Annotated in this window: 12 protein-coding genes and 1 pseudogene; 5 read left to right on the plus strand and 8 right to left on the minus strand. The window is 71.6% G+C overall.

All coding sequences use genetic code 11. The annotated features are described in order from the left end of the window. Positions 1-189: 189 nt before the first annotated feature. From OG842_RS10550 to OG842_RS10570, 5 genes are all read left to right on the plus strand, one after another. Positions 190-2,061, plus strand: a complete 1,872-nt coding sequence (locus OG842_RS10550) for an ABC transporter substrate-binding protein (RefSeq protein ID WP_328512189.1) — start codon at positions 190-192, stop codon at positions 2,059-2,061. Positions 2,062-2,151: 90 nt separating this feature from the next. Beyond that, positions 2,152-3,234 (plus strand): ABC transporter permease, encoded by a 1,083-nt coding sequence (locus OG842_RS10555; RefSeq protein ID WP_266729373.1) that lies wholly within the window; start codon positions 2,152-2,154, stop codon positions 3,232-3,234. Continuing rightward, positions 3,231-4,166, plus strand: a complete 936-nt coding sequence (locus tag OG842_RS10560) for an ABC transporter permease (RefSeq protein WP_266729374.1) — start codon at positions 3,231-3,233, stop codon at positions 4,164-4,166. The genes OG842_RS10555 and OG842_RS10560 overlap by 4 nt, the downstream gene beginning before the upstream one ends. After that, positions 4,163-5,191 (plus strand): ABC transporter ATP-binding protein, encoded by a 1,029-nt coding sequence (locus OG842_RS10565; RefSeq protein WP_266729375.1) that lies wholly within the window; start codon positions 4,163-4,165, stop codon positions 5,189-5,191. Before OG842_RS10560 ends, OG842_RS10565 begins: the two co-directional genes overlap by 4 nt. Further along, entirely contained in the window at positions 5,188-6,183 is a 996-nt protein-coding gene (locus OG842_RS10570; protein ID WP_266729376.1) for an ABC transporter ATP-binding protein, read from the plus strand. The genes OG842_RS10565 and OG842_RS10570 overlap by 4 nt, the downstream gene beginning before the upstream one ends. 92 nt (positions 6,184-6,275) lie before the next feature. Here OG842_RS10570 and OG842_RS10575 read toward each other — a convergent pair whose 3' ends face one another. The 8 genes and pseudogenes from OG842_RS10575 to nusA form a co-directional block, all read right to left on the minus strand. Next, on the minus strand, positions 6,276-7,229 hold the full coding sequence (locus tag OG842_RS10575) for a bifunctional riboflavin kinase/FAD synthetase (RefSeq protein ID WP_266729377.1): 954 nt from the start codon (positions 7,227-7,229) through the stop codon (positions 6,276-6,278). Between the two features lie 43 nt (positions 7,230-7,272). Continuing rightward, on the minus strand, positions 7,273-11,031 hold the full coding sequence (locus OG842_RS10580; RefSeq protein ID WP_266729378.1) for a trypsin-like peptidase domain-containing protein: 3,759 nt from the start codon (positions 11,029-11,031) through the stop codon (positions 7,273-7,275). A 198-nt stretch (positions 11,032-11,229) separates the two neighbouring features. Continuing rightward, positions 11,230-12,126 (minus strand): tRNA pseudouridine(55) synthase TruB, encoded by an 897-nt coding sequence (truB, locus tag OG842_RS10585; RefSeq protein ID WP_266729379.1) that lies wholly within the window; start codon positions 12,124-12,126, stop codon positions 11,230-11,232. Continuing rightward, positions 12,123-12,575, minus strand: a complete 453-nt coding sequence (gene rbfA, locus OG842_RS10590) for a 30S ribosome-binding factor RbfA (protein WP_124716079.1) — start codon at positions 12,573-12,575, stop codon at positions 12,123-12,125. Before rbfA ends, truB begins: the two co-directional genes overlap by 4 nt. A 25-nt stretch (positions 12,576-12,600) precedes the next feature. Next, on the minus strand, positions 12,601-12,897 hold the full coding sequence (locus OG842_RS10595; protein ID WP_072489324.1) for a DUF503 domain-containing protein: 297 nt from the start codon (positions 12,895-12,897) through the stop codon (positions 12,601-12,603). Positions 12,898-13,064: 167 nt separating this feature from the next. Then, a pseudogene (gene infB, locus OG842_RS10600) lies at positions 13,065-16,162 on the minus strand (translation initiation factor IF-2). A 147-nt stretch (positions 16,163-16,309) separates the two neighbouring features. Then, positions 16,310-16,588, minus strand: a complete 279-nt coding sequence (locus OG842_RS10605; RefSeq protein ID WP_266729380.1) for a YlxR family protein — start codon at positions 16,586-16,588, stop codon at positions 16,310-16,312. Positions 16,589-16,733: 145 nt separating this feature from the next. Continuing rightward, entirely contained in the window at positions 16,734-17,774 is a 1,041-nt protein-coding gene (gene nusA, locus OG842_RS10610; RefSeq protein ID WP_266729381.1) for a transcription termination factor NusA, read from the minus strand. Position 17,775 lies beyond the last annotated feature (1 nt).

Raw genomic sequence — 17,775 nt, forward strand, 5'->3', positions numbered from 1 at the left:
AGGTCTAAACCAATGAGGGCCCGCACCGTCTCCACGGTGCGGGCCCTCATTGCATTCCCGCAGACCACACGCGGTTTCGATGACCGTTGACGCAGCTCGACCCCCGCTGATAAACCTTCGCTTCACCAGCTGGCGAACCACAGATCAACCCGCCTTCTCCGTGCGAGTCATGACGCGAGGTCCCTGACCATGGTCGAAAGAGTTCCACCACGCTCCGCCCAGCCACGCTCACGTCTGCGTGTTCTCCTGGCCTCCGGTGCCGCCGCACTGGCGCTGGCCGCCGGTTCCATCGTCCCGGGTGTGCCGCTCGGTGCCGCGCCGCAGCAGGCGCAGGCCGCCGACAGCGGAAAGTCGACACTGACCGTCGCCGTCGCACAGAGCGTCGACTCCCTGAGCCCGTTCCTGGCCCAGAAGCTGATGAGCACCAGCATCACGCGGCTCATGTACGACTTCCTCACCAACTACGACCCCAAGGACAACCACGCGATCCCCGGCCTCGCCACCAAGTGGGAGCCGTCCGCGGACAAGCTGACCTGGACGTACACCATCCGCCCCGACTCCAAGTGGTCGGACGGACAGCAGGCCACCGCCGAGGACGCGGCCTGGACGTTCAACAAGATGATGACCGACGAGGCAGCCGCGCAGGCCAACGGCAACTTCGTCGCGAACTTCAAGAAGGTGACGGCTCCCAGCCCCACGCAGCTGGTCATCGAGCTGAAGGAGCCGCAGGCCACCATGGCGGCACTCGATGTGCCGATAGTGCCGAAGCACGTCTGGGAGAAGGTCGGTGACTTCTCCAAGTTCAACAACGACAAGGCGTTCCCGATCGTCGGCAACGGGCCGTTCGTCGTGACCGACTACAAGGTCGACCAGTACGTGAAGCTCAAGGCCAACAAGGACTTCTGGCGCGGCAAGCCGAAGTTCGACGAGCTGGTCTTCAAGACGTACAAGGACCAGGACGCCGCTGTCGCCGCGCTGCGCAAGGGTGAGGTCTCCTTCGTCGCCGGTTCCCCCGCGCTGACGCCCGCTCAGGCCGCCTCGCTCAAGGGCGAGAAGAACATCAAGATCAACGAGGGACCGGGCCGCCGCTTCTTCGCGCTGGCCACCAACCCGGGCGCGCAGACCAAGGACGGCAAGAAGTTCGGCAACGGCAACAAGGCCCTTCTCGACCAGAAGGTGCGCCAGGCCCTCTTCCTCTCCGTCGACCGCAAGACCATCATCGACAAGGTCTTCCAGGGGCACGCCGTCGAGGGCCAGGGCTACATCCCGCCGCGCTTCTCCGCGTACCACTGGCAGCCGACCGCCGAGCAGAGCCTCGCGTACGACCCGGCCAAGGCGGCCAAGCTGCTCGACGAGGCGGGCTACAGGCTCAAGGGCGACCAGCGGGTCGGCAAGGACGGCAAGCCGCTCGACCTGCGCATCCTCTGCCACGCCACGGACCCCAACGACAAGGCGATCGGCAAGTACCTCAAGGAGTGGTGGGGCAAGCTCGGCATCGGCCTGAAGGTCGACTGCCTCGACAACGTCTCGGTGCCCTGGTACGCGGGTGAGTACGACCTCGCCTTCGACGGCTGGTCCGTCAACCCGGACCCCGACTTCGTGCTCGGCATCCACACCTGTGCCGCGCTGCCGGCCAAGGCGAAGGACAGCGCCACCACCGACAACTTCATCTGCGACAAGAAGTACGACGAGCTGTACAAGAAGCAGCTCGCCGAGTACGACCCGGCCAAGCGCACCGGAATCGTCAATGAGATGCAGTCGTGGCTGTACGACTCCGGGTACATGAGCGTCATCGCGTACCCGAACGCGGTCGAGGCGTACCGCACCGACCAGATCAAGTCGATCACCACCATGCCCGAGGCGGCCGGCAACATCTACGGCCAGGACGGGTACTGGAGCTGGTGGTCTGCGGCTCCCGCTTCCGGCGGCAGTTCGGACAGCTCCGGCGGGTCGGGCTCGACCGGCGTCGTCATCGGCATCATCGTGGTGGTCGTGGTACTCGCCGGTGGCGGGTTGTTCATCGCGAAGCGGCGCCGCAACACGGCGGACGACCGCGAGTAATCACTCGGACAGGTCGAGAGGGGCCGGCCGAGGAGCACTCGCGTCGTCGGCCGGCCCCTCCACGTGCAGCACGAGTAACGAGAGTTCCCCATGACAGCTGACAGCACTCCGGCGCTCGTGCAGGTCGCGGACGCGGACACCGAAGGCCCGGCTCCGGCCGGACCGCCGGCCGCCCGCGGTCCACGGGCGCGCAACACCAAGGCCTATCTCCAATACGTGGCGGCCAAGATCGCGGGAGCAGCGGTCTCGCTGTTCGCGGTCCTGGTCACCAGCTTCTTCCTGTTCCGGCTCATCCCCAGCGACCCGGTGAAGCAGATGACGGGCGGCCGGCCCGTATCCGCCGAACAACTCGCGTCGCTGCGGCGTCAGTTCGGCCTCGACCAGCCGATGTGGCAGCAGTTCACGACGTATGTCGGCGACGCCCTCACGGGCGATTTCGGCACCTCGTTCCAGTTCCACGCGCCGGTCATCGACAAGATCATCGAGGCGCTTCCGGCGACCCTGCTCCTCACCGGCACGTCGTACGTCCTGTACACCGCGCTCGGCATCTGGCTCGGCACCCGTACCGCCTGGCGTAACGGTTCCGCAAGCGACCGCTTCAACACCGCGTTCGCGCTGACGCTCTACTCGGTGCCGTCGTTCTGGCTGGGCCTGCTCCTGATCATCGTCTTCTCGGTGGGGATCGGCCCGATCCCGGGGATGTTCCCGACGGGTGGTCTGGAGTCGGGCAACGAGACCGGCTTCGCCTACATCCTCGACGTGGCGCACCATCTGGTCCTGCCGGTGATCACACTGGTCGCGGTCGGATACGCGCAGACGCTGCTGGTGATGCGTTCCTCGCTGCTCGACGAGATGGGCAGCGACTATCTGACGACGGCCCGGGCGAAGGGGCTGCGGGACGACGTCGTGCGCCGCAAGCACGCCGTGCCGAACGCGATGCTGCCGACCTTCACCCTGATGTTCGTGAACCTCGGGCATGTGGTCGCCGGACAGATCCTGGTCGAGACGGTGTTCTCCTGGCCGGGTCTCGGCGGCCTCTTCTACCAGGCGCTCAGCGTGCCCGATCTCCCGCTCGTACAAGGGCTGTTCTTCGTCTTCGCCACCGCGGTGATCCTGGCGAACACCCTTGCCGATGTGCTCTATCCGCTGCTCGATCCCCGGGTGGGCCGATGACGACCGAATCCATGCCCACGCCCACGAAGGCGGAGGCCGCGCAGAATCCGCGTGCGCTGGCCCGCGCGCGCAAGCGCCGGTCCATGGCCCGCTTCTGGCGGGAGTACCGGAGCCACCGCAGCGGGCTGTGGGGTCTGGCCGCGCTCGTCCTGATCGCGCTGGTCGCCCTGTTCGCGCCGCAGCTCGTCGGCTCCGACTCGCAGAGCGTCACCGGCGCCCCGGGCGGCGCGCTGGAGTCACCGAGCGGTGAATTCCCCCTGGGAACCGACCAGTTCGGGCGCAGCGTGCTGGCACTGCTGGTGTGGGGCACCCGGGTCTCGTTGACGGTCGGCCTGCTCGCGGCGTTCCTGTGCGTCGCCATCGGTACGGTCGTCGGCATTGTCGCGGGCCATTTCCACGGCTGGTACTCGACGGTCCTGATGCGGGTCACCGACTGGTTCCTGGTGATGCCGACCCTGGTCCTCGCGATCGCGCTCGCCACGGTGATGGACCGCTCGATGTGGACGGTCATCATCGCGATCGGTGTCACGACCTGGCCGACCACGGCCCGGCTGGTCCGGGCCCAGACGCTCGCGGTGGAGTCCCGCCCGTACATCGAGCGCGCCCGCGCCCTGGGCGGCGGCCACGGGCACATCATGGTCCGGCACGTGCTGCCGAACGTGATGCCGCTGGTGCTGGCGCAGACCACGCTGGTGATCTCCAGCGCGATCCTCACCGAGGCCACCCTGGCCTTCCTCGGTCTCAGCGACCCGACCACCACCTCCTGGGGCGGCATGCTCCAGGACGCCCGCGAGGCGGGCGCGGTCAGCGCGGGCGACTGGTGGTACCTGGCACCGCCCGGCATCGCCATCGCCCTGGTGGCCCTGGCGTTCACGCTGTGCGGCCGCGCCATCGAGTCCGTCCTCAATCCCAAGCTGGGGGTGGCCCGTTGAGCACGACGAGCATCCAGAAGACACCGCTCCTCGACGTGCGGGACCTCACGGTGACGTACGCCGGCGGGGCACAGGCCGTCCGCGGTGTGAACCTCTCCGTCGACGCCGGGCAGAAGCTCGGCATCGCCGGTGAGTCGGGCTGCGGCAAGTCGACGCTGGCGCTCGCGCTGCTGCGGCTGCTGCCCGCCGGTACGAAGGTGTCCGGCCGGATCCTGCTGAACGGCGAGGACGTCCTCACCATGAAGTGGGGGCAGGTCCGGGCGGTGCGCTGGGCCGGGGCGTCGATCGTCTTCCAGGGCGCGATGCACTCGCTCAACGCGGTGCACCGCATCGGGAACCAGATTGCCGAACCGATCCTGCTGCACAAGAAGGCGACGCAGGCCGCGGCGGCGAAGCGGGCGGGCGAGCTGCTGGAGCAGGTGGGACTGCCCGCCGCCCGCGCCTCCGCCTATCCGCACGAGCTCTCCGGCGGTCAGCGCCAGCGCGTGATGATCGCGATGGCGCTCGCCTGCGACCCGGGGCTGATCATCGCGGACGAGCCGACCACGGCCCTCGATGTGATGATCCAGGCCCAGATCCTGCGGCTGATCGAGCAGCTGGTGTCCGAGCAGGACCTCGGCCTGATCATGATCAGCCATGACCTCGCGGTGCTCTCGGACACCTGCGACCGGCTCGCGGTGATGTACGCGGGGCGGGTCGTCGAGGAGGGCCCGGCGTCCGAGGTCTACGAGAACGCGCACCACCCGTACGGCAAGGCCCTGTCCGGCGCGTTCCCGCGCATCGGCGACCCGGCCTCCCGGTTCGCGCCCCGCGGGCTGCCCGGCGATCCGCCGGACCCCTCGGCGCTGCCCGGCGGCTGCACCTTCCACCCGCGCTGCCCGGCGGCCCTGGAGTCCTGCGCGACCGAGGACCAGGAGCTGAGGGACGCGGGGCCACAGCGGCGGGCCGCCTGTGTGCTGGTGGAGCCGGCGGCGGCCGCGGCCCAGGCCCTGCCGGGCGCCGAGGAAGCAAGGAGCACACCATGACACCCACCACTCCCCTGCTCAGCGCTCAGGGGCTGCACGTCACCTTCCCCGGCCGGCGCGGAGCCGCCCCGGCGCGTGCCGTGGACAGCGTCGATCTGGACATCCGGCCCGGCGAGATCGTCGCGCTGGTCGGCGAGTCGGGCTGCGGCAAGACGACGCTGGCCCGTTCGCTGCTGGGCCTGGTCCCGCCGACGTCCGGGCAGGTCACCTTCGCCGGCAAGCCGCTGGACTACGCGAGCCGGGCGCTGAAGACGTACCGCAAGCGGGTCCAGCTGGTGCTCCAGGACCCCAGCGGTTCGCTCAACCCGAGGCACACGGTGTACGACGCCGTCGCCGAGGGGCTGCGGATCCACGGGTATGCCGGGGACGAGCGGGAGGCGGTGGCCGGGGCGCTGTCCCGGGCCGGGCTGCGTCCGCCGGAACGATTCTTCCTGCGGTATCCGCACGAGCTGTCCGGCGGCCAGCGCCAGCGGGTCGTGATCGCGGGCGCGCTGGTGCTGGAGCCGGAACTGATCGTGGCCGACGAGCCGGTGGCCTCGCTGGACGCCTCGGTGCGCGGCGAGATCCTGGCGCTGCTGCTGCGGCTGCGGGACGAGCTGGGCCTGTCCGCTCTGGTGGTCACGCACGACCTCGGGCTGGCGTGGAACATCGCGGACCGGGTCGCGGTGATGTACCTGGGGCGGATCGTGGAGACGGGCAAGGTGGAGGAGATCCTGACGACTCCTCAGCATCCTTACACCCAGGCGCTGTTGTCGGTGCTGCCGGAGTCCGGGGCGGAGCCGGTGATCCTGACCGGTGAGGCGCCGGACCCGTCCAGGGTGCCGTCCGGCTGCCGGTTCCACGCCCGCTGCCAGGTGCTGGCCTCGGGCGAGGCAGAACGGGCGGGAGTCGCGGACGCCTGCCGTACAAAGGATCTGCCGGTACTCGCGGGCGGCGAGGAGACCCAGGTGGCGTGCCACTGGGCTGCCGCCGCCGCGAAGGCACGGGCGTAGGGTCTTTCGTCTGGATCAGGGCCACGACGCGGGGCCGGGACCGTCGAGAAGACGACGGTCCCGGCCCCGCGTGGTCCCGTAAGGGAAGAGGTTCAGCCGCGCTCGTACGCGGAGATCAGCTCGCTGCACCGCTTCACATCGCCGGCCATCGCGACGAGCAGCTCGTCGATCGAGTCGAACTTCAGCATCCCGCGCACGTACGCGAGGAAGTCCACCGAGACATGGAGCCCGTACAGGTCGAGACCCACGCGGTCGATCGCGTACGCCTCCACCGTCCGCTCCGTGGCGTCGAACTGCGGGTTCGTGCCGACCGAGATCGCGGCGGGCATCGCCTCGCCGTTCACGTTCAGCCAGCCCGCGTAGACGCCGTCGGCGGGGATCGCGGTGTGCGGCAGGGTCTCCACGTTGGCCGTGGGGAAACCGAGCTCACGGCCGCGCTGCGCGCCGCGGACCACGATGCCCTCGACTCGGTGCGGGCGGCCCAGGATCTCGGCGGCGCCCGCGACGTCGCCCTCGGCCACCAGCCGCCGGGTGAGGGTGGAGGAGAACGGTTCGCCGCCGCCCGCCTCGCCGCTCACGTACAGGTCGATGACCTCGACGCGGTAGTCGTAGGTCTCGCCGAACTCGGTGAGCAGCTGTACGTTGCCGGCCGCCCGGTGGCCGAAGCGGAAGTTCGGCCCCTCGATGACCAGCTGCGCGTGCAGCTTGTCGACGAGCACCTTCACGATGAAGTCGGCCGGCGCCAGCTTCGAGAACTCGGCGGTGAACGGCAGGATGAGCACCGCGTCCACCCCCAGCTCCGCCATCAGCTCGGCACGCCGGTGGTGCGGGGCGAGCAGCGGCGGGTGGCTGCCGGGCCGTACGACCTCGCTGGGGTGCGGGTCGAAGGTCACCACGACCGACGGCACGCCCAGCTCGCGGGCGCGCTCCACGGCCCGGCCGATGATCAGCTGGTGTCCGCGGTGCACCCCGTCATAGGAGCCGATGGTGACGACGCTGCGTCCCCAGTCCTGGGGGATGTCCTCCAAGCCACGCCAGCGCTGCACTCTGACCGCTCCTCGCCCGAACCTGTGTACGTGGGTCTGTCTCTTACGCAGGTCTAAGACTGCCATGCTCACGCCGCGCGGCCTGCATCGGCATCGCCTTCGGGCTGTGCAGCGCCTCCATCGTCCGCCGTGCGCCGGGGCCGACGAGCGCCGCCCATTCCTGTGGGGCTTCGGCCAGCCACCCGGTGACCAGTGCGGCGAATCCGGGCACGTCACGGGCGAGCTCGACCAGCCGGCTGTCGAAGCGGGCCGCGCCCTCGGGGGTCCGGACGAGCAGTGTCCCGGTGCGGTGGACCAGGGCGCGGGTGCGGGCGGGGGCGCGGGTGCCGGAGCCGGTCGCGGCGGCCCGCAGCAGCGCGTCGAGCACGGCCGGATCCCGGTGTGCGTCCTGCTCGAAGTCCAGCAGGACCTCAAGCAGCTGTTCCCGCAGCGGGGCGGAGGCGGGGCTCCCCGGCGCGGCGAGCACCCCGGCGAGCGCGCCGCGTACCGGCGGCGGCACGGGACGGTCCCGCAGCAGCCCGGTCACCAGGGGCAGCAGCAGGGCGCGGGCGGCGGGGCCGCGCTCCAGTCTCCGGTCGAGGTACGTGGCCGCGTGCACGGTGTCGTCCGGGTGGCTGTCGATGTAGGCGCGCACCAGTCCGGCGGTGTGCAGGGCGAGCGCGGGGGCGTCGATCCCGGCCAGCGCGCACAGCGTCCCGCCCGCCCCGTCGTCGGGCCGGGTGAGCCGTTCCCGGTACGCGGCGAGCACCGGCTCGGGGTGGGAGGGCAGGGCGACGGCGAGCGCCTCGGCGGACGGCGCGGGCCCGCCCGCGACGAAGGACCGGAGCGCCTGCGGAAGATATCGGTCCCTGGTCCCCGGGTCCTGCACGAGGAGGGTGAGCGCGGCCCCGTGCAGGGCGGCGTCGGCCTGGCGGGCCAGCAGGGCCAGGGCCGATCCGCGCAGCAGCTCCCGGTCGAAGTCGCGGGTGGCGTGGGCGGCGGTGATCAGGGCGTACGAGGCGGCGGCGGTGCGGCGGGCGCCCCGGTCCTCGTCGTGGGCCCAGCGGTGGACGGCTCGGCACAGCGCGGCGGGCTCGTCCTCGGCCAGCGTGGCGAGCAGCTCCTCGGCCCTGGGGTGGGGGGTCGAGACGAGCGCGTCGGTCAGATCGTCGACGGCCAGGTCCCGGCGGGCGTAGAGGAGCGCCTGGGCCGCCGCAGCCACGGTCGGCCGCAGCGCGTCCCCGTCCCCGGCGGGCAGTGGCCGCTCGTCGGTGAACCAGTCGCAGAGCAGTGGCTGCACGGTGCGCGGCCGGTCGACGAGCCGCCGGGCCACGGCGTCCAGGAACCGCTCGCCACTGTCGCCGGGGTACGTGCCGCAGACGCGGTCGCCGTCGGCACGGGGGTCGCCGGGGGGTGGGCCGTCGGCGGGGACCAGCCGCCGGAACAGGTCGATCCGGTCCTTTTCGGAGAGCCTGAGCCGCCGCCAGAACCAGGGCCCGAACGCGGCGTACGTCCCCGGCCCGGCCGGCCCGCCCGCGGCAGCCCGGCGTACCACCCGGCCGGTCAGGAGCCGCAGCACACCGAGATACGGACGGGCGTCGGGCACCCGGAGCAGGGTCTCGGAGAGCAGCCGCACCGCCCACCAGCGGGCGTCGTGCCCCGGTGCGCCGTCCGCCCCGTCGCGGCCGGTTGCGGTGTCCGCCGCGCCCGGGTCCGCCTGCGCCGACAGCCGGTCCAGCGCCGCGATGAGATCGGCCAGCTGGTGGGAGAGCGCGGCGGGCCCCCGGCGGCGGCCCAGGAGCAGCAGTGCCTGGATCACCGGGCCGATGCGATGGCGGGGTACGGGCAGGGTGCGCGGCCCTGCCACCACCGCGTCCGGCGAAGCGCACGGCCCGGTCGCCGCCGCGCCCGGCAAAGCGCGCCGCCCTGCCACCACCGCGTCCGGCAGGGGTACGCGCCCCGTCGCCGACCCCGGCTGCCGGGGCCGCGGCACCCGGCGGTCGTCGCGCTCCCTGTCCGCGTGCCACCGGTGCACCAGCGCGTGCAGCGCCGCGTCCACGTCCAGGTGGGCGCCCTGCACCCAGTCCCCCAGCTCCTCGTGCGCGAAGCGGTATCCGGCGCCCGCCGGGACGAGCAGGCCCTCGGTGAGGACGGCGGACGCCCAGCCCGTGCGCCACGGGAAGACCTCCTCGAAGGCTTCCCGGCCCAGCTCCCCCTGCCCGGGGCCCAGACAGCGCCGCGCCGCCTCGTGCACCTGCCCCGCCACCCGCGCGGCCAGCCTGCGGACCGCGCCGCCCCCCGGCGCCCGGCCGGACGCGGCCGCGATCCGGACCGCGATGCGCAGACACATCAGGTCCAGGTGGGAGGCGAAGACTTCCTCCGTGTCGGGCCGCCCGGCGACGTCCCCGGGCAGTGCGGCGCGCACCTCCGCCAGCAGGCGCAGGGTGAGCGGGTGCCGGTCGTGGCCGGGGGCGAGCGCACCGGGTGGGATGGCGTACCGCTCGGCGGCCCGTCGGGCCTGGACCGGGGTGAGGTCGCCGAGGCGGACCGCCAGGGGCAGCCGCCCGGCCGGCCTGGCGGGGCGGTGGAGCGCGCCGGGCGGGCAGAGCGCACCGGCGCTCTCCCAGTACTCGGGCCCGCAGGCGACCACCAGCCGGACCTCGTTCCCCCGCAGCCATTCGACGGTGGCGGCGGTCCACCGGGCCGACTCGTGGGCCAGCGCGGGGGGCATCTCCTCGGGGCCGTCCAGCAGGACGAGCAGCGGGCTCCCGGACTCCTCGGCCAGCCGGGCCACCCGCTCGGGGGTGGCGGCCGACATGTCGCCCTCGGCTCCGGCGGCGGTGACGATCCGTCCGGCCCGGCGCAGCGTACGGGCGACGGCGTCGGCGACCGAGGTGTCGTCGGCCAGCAGATCGGCGCCGCGCAGCCAGAGGGTGGGTGCGGGCACCGGGCCGCGCGCCCGGCGTGCGGTGAGCGCGGCGAGTTCGGTGGTGCGGCCGGTGCCCGGCGCTCCGACGAGGGCGAGGACCGCGGCGGGGCCGTCCGGTGCGGGCGAGGACCGGTCCGGGGCCGCGAAGGCGGCGAACTCCGCGATGACGTCCGGGCGTTCGACCGGATCGGGCGAGGCGTCCGGTCCGGTCGCCGAGCCGAGCGAGGTCGCGGTGAGGTGCAGGGCGCCCGCGAGATTCAGGTCGCGCCCGTACCCGGGAACGCTCGTCGCGTTGCGCCGCAGCAGCGCGTCGAGCGGGCCTCCGGTGCCCGCCGGCCGGAGCGGCACGGCGAACCCCGCGCCCGTGTGCCCGGCGCAGAGCGCGCTGCCCAGTACGGCGATGACCGCGCCGCTCTCCGGGTCGACGACCGGCCCGCCCACGGCCGTTCCGCCGAGCCGCAGCGCGTCCCTGCCGTCCGTGCCGAGCGCCAGCTCCAGCGCCGCGCAGATCCGGTGGCAGCGGCCGTTCGCGGTGTACGTCACGGGGGCGGTGCCGAGCACCCGGGCCTCGCGCCAGCCGTGCGCGGCGATCGTCACGTACGTACCGGCGTCGATCCGGTCCCGCAGGGCGATCGGGGCGGGCTCCACGCCCAGTTCCGCGGGGCCCCCGGTGTGCAGCAGGGCGAGGTCCAGCGCGGGCAGTGCGGTGATGTCGTCGGCCTCGACGGTTCGGCTGCGGCCGCCCGCGCCGTGCAGCACGAACCGGGTGGCGCCGTCGACCGCTTCGTGGCTGGTCACCACCGTGCCCCGGTCGTCCGCGACGAACCCGGTCCCCCGCGGCCGACCGGCCGAATCGCAGATACGTACCAGCGCTGCCCGGTCCCCGCTTGCCATGGTCCGACGTTAGGTCCGGTGATCAGCGCTTGGGCCACTCGGAGTAAAAGCGCCCCCGAATGCACCCCTGATTCACTCCGAGCGCCTGCCCGTTGGGGTGAATCAATGGCGTCCTGAGGACAGAACATGGTGGGGGGTCGTGGAGCGGGCGCAGGGAATGCCCCGCCCGCTCCACGATGGGGTCCCGGGACCAGGCTCTCAGGCGAAGACGGCGAGGCTCTTGGCCTTGCCCTTCTGCTCCTCCACGAGGACCAGGAACCGCCCGTCGGGTCCGAAGACGCCGACCGGTCCCGGCGGGAAGGACGGCATGTCCAGCCGTACGCCGTTCAGCAGCAGCTTGGCGCGCTTCTCGTCCACGTCCCAGCGGGGGAACGCCGAAGCGGCGGCCTCGGCCACCGGCATCACGGTCAGCTCCTCCTGGTGCTGGTCGAGCGTCCGCGCCGCGTCCAGGCCGTAGGGCCCGACCCGGGTGCGCCGCAGCGCGGTCAGATGCCCGCCGACACCGAGCCCGGCGCCCAGGTCCCGGGCGATCGCGCGGATGTACGTACCCGAGGAGCAGACCACGGAGACGACCAGGTCGACGACCGGCGTGCCGTCCTCGGCGGTCTCCGGGCGTACGTCGTAGACGTTGAAGGACGAGATCGTCACCGGCCGGGCCGGGATCTCGAACTCCTCGCCGCCGCGCACCCGCGCGTAGGACCGCTTGCCGTCGATCTTGATGGCGCTGACCTTGGACGGCACCTGCATGATCGGTCCGGTCAGGGCCGCGACCCCGGAGTCGATGCCGTCCCGGGTCACCCCGGAGGCGTCGGTGGACGAGGTGATCTCGCCCTCCGCGTCGTCCGTGACGGTGTTCTGGCCGAGCCGGATCGTGCCGAGGTACTCCTTCTCGGTCAGTGCGAGATGGCCCAGCAGCTTGGTGGCCTTCTCGACACCGAGCACGAGAACACCCGTCGCCATCGGGTCCAGGGTGCCCGCGTGGCCGACCCGGCGGGTCCGTGCGATGCCGCGCATCTTGGCGACGACGTCGTGCGAAGTGAAGCCGGACGGCTTGTCGACGATGACAAGGCCGTCCGGCGTTTTCTGCGGTGTCATTCGGAGGCGGTGTCCTCGTCGTTCTCGTCATCCGCCTTGCGGTACGGGTCGGCACCGCCGGCGTACGTGGCGCCCGAGGACGCCTCGCGCACCCGGGCGTCCGAGGCGCGCGCCCGGTCGAGCAGGTCCTCGATCGCCTTGGCGTTGCCCGGCAGGGCGTCCGCCACGAAGGCCAGCGTGGGGGTGAACTTCGTCCCCGCCGCCGCCCCGACCGCCGAGCGCAGGATGCCCTTGGCGCTCTCCAGACCGGCCGCGGCGCTCGCCCGCTCCTCGTCGTCGCCGTAGACCGTGTAGAAGACCGTGGCCTCCCGCAGATCACCGGTGACCCGGGTGTCCGTGATCGTCACGTGCGTACCCAGACGCGGGTCCTTGATACCGCGCTGCAGTTTCTCGGCGACCACCTCCTGGATGAGGTCCGCCAGCTTCTTCGCCCGCGCGTTGTCGGCCACTGGTCCGTCTCCTTCTTCGCCTTGCTCAATCGTCTTCGTCGCTGTGCAGCCGCCGTCGTACGGACAGCAGCTCCACTTCCGGCCGTGCGGCCACCAGTCGCTCGCACCGGTCCAGAACATCTGTGAGGTGTCCGGTGTCCCCGGAGACCACGGCAAGGCCGATCTCGGCCCTGCGATGGAGATCCTGACCGCCCACCTCCGCCGCGCTCACCGCGTATTTCCGCTGGAGCTCGGCGACGATCGGACGGACGACGGAGCGCTTCTCCTTCAACGACCGTACGTCGCCGAGAAGCAGATCGAAGGACAGTGTCCCCACATACATGTATGTCCGGATGTCCCGCCGGTTCGGGTTCGCGCCCTGCCAGTGCTTGGCAGGGACACCAGAACCGTACACGGAACGGCCGGGGCCGATCGACGGAAATACGACCCGTCGACCGGCCCCGACTGTTGAGGAGAGCTCCGGGGGGTGTTCCCCGGAGTCCCCGTGGATCAGCCTCGCGGCTTCTCGCGCATCTCGTACGTCGCGATGACGTCGTCGATCTTGATGTCGTTGAAGTTTCCGAGGTTGATACCGCCCTCGAAGCCTTCGCGGATCTCGGTGACGTCGTCCTTGAAGCGGCGCAGACCGGAGATGTTGAGGTTCTCCGCGATGACCTTGCCATCGCGCAGCAGGCGCGCCTTGGTGTTGCGCTTGACCTCGCCGGAGCGGACCAGCACACCGGCGATGTTGCCCAGCTTGGACGAGCGGAAGATCTCGCGGATCTCCGCCGTACCGAGCTCGACCTCTTCGTACTCCGGCTTGAGCATGCCCTTGAGGGCCGCCTCGATCTCCTCGATGGCCTGGTAGATCACCGAGTAGTAGCGGACGTCGACACCCTCGCGCTCCGCCATCTGCTGGGCACGCCCGGCAGCGCGGACGTTGAAGCCGATGACGATGGCGTCGGAGCCGGTCGCCAGGTCGATGTCCGACTCGGTGACCGCACCCACACCGCGGTGCAGGACCCGGATGTCGACCTCGTCGCCGACGTCGAGCTGGAGCAGCGAGGACTCGAGAGCCTCCACCGAACCGGACGCGTCGCCCTTGATGATGAGGTTGAGCTCCTGGACCAGACCGGCCTTGAGCGCCTCGTCCAGGTTCTCCAGGGAGAACCGGACACCCTTGCGGGCGAAGTTGGCGTTGCGCTCACGGGCGGCACGCTTCTCGGCGATCTGACGGGCCGTACGGTCCTCGTCGACCACCAGGAAGTTGTCGCCGGCACCCGGGACGTTGGTGAGACCGAGCACGAGGACGGGGGTCGACGGACCCGCTTCCTCGACGTTGTTGCCGTTGTCGTCGAGCATCGCCCGGACACGGCCGTACGCGTCGCCGACCACCATCGTGTCGCCGATGCGCAGCGTTCCGCGCTGGACGAGGACCGTCGAGACGGCACCGCGGCCGCGGTCGAGGTGGGACTCGATCGCAATACCCTGCGCGTCCTGCTCCGGGTTGGCCCGCAGGTCGAGCGAGGCGTCGGCGGTGAGGACGACGGCCTCCAGCAGTGCCTCGATGTTGAGGCCCTGCTTGGCGGAGATGTCGACGAACATCGTGTCGCCGCCGTACTCCTCGGCCACCAGACCGAACTCGGTGAGCTGACCGCGCACCTTGGTCGGGTCGGCACCCTCGACGTCGATCTTGTTGACCGCGACCACGATCGGCACCTCGGCCGCCTTGGCGTGGTTCAGCGCCTCGATCGTCTGGGGCATCACACCGTCGTTCGCCGCCACCACGAGGATCGCGATGTCGGTGGACTTCGCACCACGGGCACGCATGGCGGTGAACGCCTCGTGACCCGGGGTGTCGATGAAGGTGATCCGGCGGTCCTCGCCGTTGACCTCGGAGGAGACCTGGTACGCACCGATGTGCTGCGTGATGCCGCCGGCCTCGCCCGCGACGACGTTCGTCTTGCGGATCGCGTCCAGCAGTCGGGTCTTACCGTGGTCGACGTGACCCATGACGGTCACGACCGGCGGACGGGAGACCAGGGCCTCTTCGCCGCCCTCGTCCTCGCCGAACTCGATGTCGAAGGACTCGAGCAGCTCGCGGTCCTCCTCCTCGGGGCTGACGATCTCGAGGACGTAGTTCATCTCGTCCGCGAGCAGCCTGAGGGTGTCGTCGGAGACGGACTGCGTCGCCGTGACCATCTCGCCGAGGTTCATCATCACGGCGACGAGCGACGCCGGGTTGGCGTTGATCTTCTCCGCGAAGTCGGTGAGGGAGGCACCGCGCGACAGACGGACGGACTGTCCGTTGCCGCGAGGCAGCATGACGCCGCCCACCGACGGGGCCTGCATGGCCTCGTACTCCTGACGCCTCTGCCGCTTCGACTTGCGACCACGACGCGCGGGACCGCCGGGACGGCCGAACGCACCCTGTGTGCCACCACGGCCACCGGGGCCGCCGGGACGTCCACCGAAGCCGGGACGACCGCCGAAGCCGCCGCCACCACCGGGACGACCCGCACCGCCACCGCCGCCACCGGGACGACCGGCGAAACCGCCGCCGCCACCACCGGGACCGGCCGGACGGCCGGCGAAGCCACCGCCGCCGGGACGGCCTGCGCCGCCACCGCCGCCGGGACGACCGCCGCCACCGGGACCACGGCCACCGCCGGGGCCACCACCGGGACGCGGGCCGGCAGCGGGACGCTGCGGCATCATGCCCGGGTTCGGACGGTTACCACCGGGGGCACCGCCCGGACGGGGAGCCTGCGGACGGGGCATGCCACCCGGAGTCGGACGGGCGCCGCCCTGGCCCTGGGGCCGCGGAGCGCCACCGGGGCCGCCCTGCGGACGCGGGGCGCCCGGACGGTCCTGGCCGCCACCGGGACGCGGGGCGCCGCCGGGACGGGGCGCCTGCGGACGGGCCATGCCCGTCGAGCCACCGGAGGTGAAGGGGTTGTTGCCCGGACGGGGACCGGCCGGACGTGCGCCGCCGGGGCGCGGAGCGCCCTGGCCCGCGGGACGTGCGGGGCGGTCGCCGCCGCGCTCGCCGCCACGGCCGCCGTCGCGCTGGCCACCGTCACGCTGACCGCCGGCCGGGGCCGGACGGGCGGGACGCGGCCCGGGGTGGCACCCGCGGGACGCGGGGCCTGCTGCTGCGGGGCAGCGGGCTGGGCCGGAGCCGGAGCCGAGAACTCGGCGGCGGGCACCGGGGTCACCGGAGCGGGCTTGGGCGCGGGCTTCGGGCCCGGACGCGGGCCGGCAGCCGGCGCGGAAGGCGCTGCGGGAGTGCTGCTCGCCGGGGCGGCGGGGGCCGGCTTGGGGGCCGGGGCGCCGGGCTTCGGGGCAGCGGGACGTGCCGCAGCGGCCGGGGAGGGCGCTGCGGGCTTTGCGGGCGTCGCCTTACGGGGCGCGCCAGGCTTCGCAGCGGACTTGCCGGCGTTGCCGCCGGGCCCCTGCAGTGCGTCAGTCAACTTGCGTACAACCGGCGCCTCGATCGTCGAGGACGCCGAACGGACGAATTCACCGAGTTCTTGGAGCTTGGCCATGACGACCTTGCTCTCGACGCCGAACTCCTTGGCGAGTTCGTATACCCGGACCTTAGCCACTTCGCTCCTTTTAGGTCCGGGTTACCGCCGGACCGTCGCTACTTCATGGGCGTACTCATCGCGTACTCATCGAGTGCTCATCGCAATCTCGACCTACTTCCAACTCGCGAGGTACCTGACCGCACGGGGTCCCGTGCCGTTCATTTCTTACGGTGTCACCCGCTCGACGAACCGCTGCACTGCGGCGGGGTCGAACGGCCCCTTGGCCTTGAAGGCCCGGGGGAAGGCCCGGCGGCGAACCGCCAGGTCCAGACAGACGGAGGCGGGGTGTACATATGCACCCCGGCCGGGCAGCGTACCGCGAGGATCGGGGACACAAACGTCCTCGTCCGCGACGATGCGCAGCAGCTCGCTCTTGGCCGCCCGCTCCCGGCATCCCACACAGGTTCGCTCAGGGCAAGCACGGGCGTGCGTCCGGCCAGACACGGCTAAGTCTACCTCCCCGCACCGACCTCACCCCTTTGGGGCAAAAATCGAACGGATGTTGTCGTGATCTCAGCGGCGATGCCGCTGAGAAATATTCCCGGAAGTCCGCACGGACCGCCGGATCAGCGCCCCGCAGGGCACCGGATCAGCGACGTTCGGACCGCTCGCGGGCCCGCTCCGCGCGCTCCCGGTCGGCGACGTCGCGCTCGGCGTCGGTCTCGGTGTCCGGGCGGATGTCGATGCGCCAGCCGGTGAGACGGGCGGCCAGGCGGGCATTCTGCCCCTCCTTGCCGATCGCCAGCGACAGCTGGTAGTCCGGCACGGTGACCCGGGCGGAACGTGCGCCGAGGTCGACGACCTCGACCTCGCTCACCCGTGCGGGCGACAGCGCGTTGGCCACCATCTCGGCCGGGTCGTCCGACCAGTCCACGATGTCGATCTTCTCGCCGTGCAGCTCGGCCATGACATTGCGCACCCGGCCGCCCATGGGGCCGATGCAGGCACCCTTGGCGTTCAGCCCGGAACGGGTCGAACGGACCGCGATCTTGGTGCGGTGACCGGCCTCGCGGGCGATCGCGCAGATCTCGACGGAACCGTCGGCGATCTCCGGAACCTCCAGCGCGAAGAGCTTCTTCACGAGGTTGGGGTGGGTCCGCGACAGCGTCACGGAGGGGCCGCGCACGCCCTTGGCGACCCGTACGACATACGTACGCAGCCGCAGGCCGTGGGTGTACTCCTCGCCCGGCACCTGCTCCTGCACCGGCAGGATCGCTTCCAGTTTGCCGATGTCGACCAGGACGTTCTTCGGGTCCTTGCCCTGCTGGACGACGCCGGTGACGACATCGCCCTCGTGGCCCGCGTACTCACCGAACGTCTTGTCGTCCTCGGCGTCGCGCAGCCGCTGCAGGATGACCTGCTTGGCGGTGGTCGCGGCGATCCGGCCGAATCCGGACGGGGTGTCGTCGAACTCCTTCGGCTCCTGGCCCTCTTCCAGGTCGGCCGGGTCCTCCTTCGCCCACACCGTCACATGGCCGCGCTCGTCGAGCTTCACGCGCGCGCGGCGGTAGCTCCCGTCGGTACGGTGGTAGGCGATGAGGAGGGCCGACTCGATCGCCTCGACGAGCACGTCGAAGGGGATCTCCTTGTCCTGTGCCAAGCCCTTCAAGAGCTTCACATCGATGTCCACG

Origin of the sequence: Streptomyces sp. NBC_00376 (assembly GCF_036077095.1) — a bacterium.
Classification (GTDB): Bacteria; Actinomycetota; Actinomycetes; order Streptomycetales; family Streptomycetaceae; genus Streptomyces.

Coding starts and splice junctions, on each gene's coding strand:
- OG842_RS10550 (WP_328512189.1), top strand. CDS start 190: ATGGTCGAAAGAGTTCCACCACGCTCCGCCCAGCCACGCTCACGTCTG.
- OG842_RS10555 (WP_266729373.1), top strand. CDS start 2,152: ATGACAGCTGACAGCACTCCGGCGCTCGTGCAGGTCGCGGACGCGGAC.
- OG842_RS10560 (WP_266729374.1), top strand. CDS start 3,231: ATGACGACCGAATCCATGCCCACGCCCACGAAGGCGGAGGCCGCGCAG.
- OG842_RS10570 (WP_266729376.1), top strand. CDS start 5,188: ATGACACCCACCACTCCCCTGCTCAGCGCTCAGGGGCTGCACGTCACC.
- OG842_RS10580 (WP_266729378.1), bottom strand. CDS start 11,031: ATGGCAAGCGGGGACCGGGCAGCGCTGGTACGTATCTGCGATTCGGCC.
- truB (WP_266729379.1), bottom strand. CDS start 12,126: ATGACACCGCAGAAAACGCCGGACGGCCTTGTCATCGTCGACAAGCCG.
- OG842_RS10595 (WP_072489324.1), bottom strand. CDS start 12,897: ATGTATGTGGGGACACTGTCCTTCGATCTGCTTCTCGGCGACGTACGG.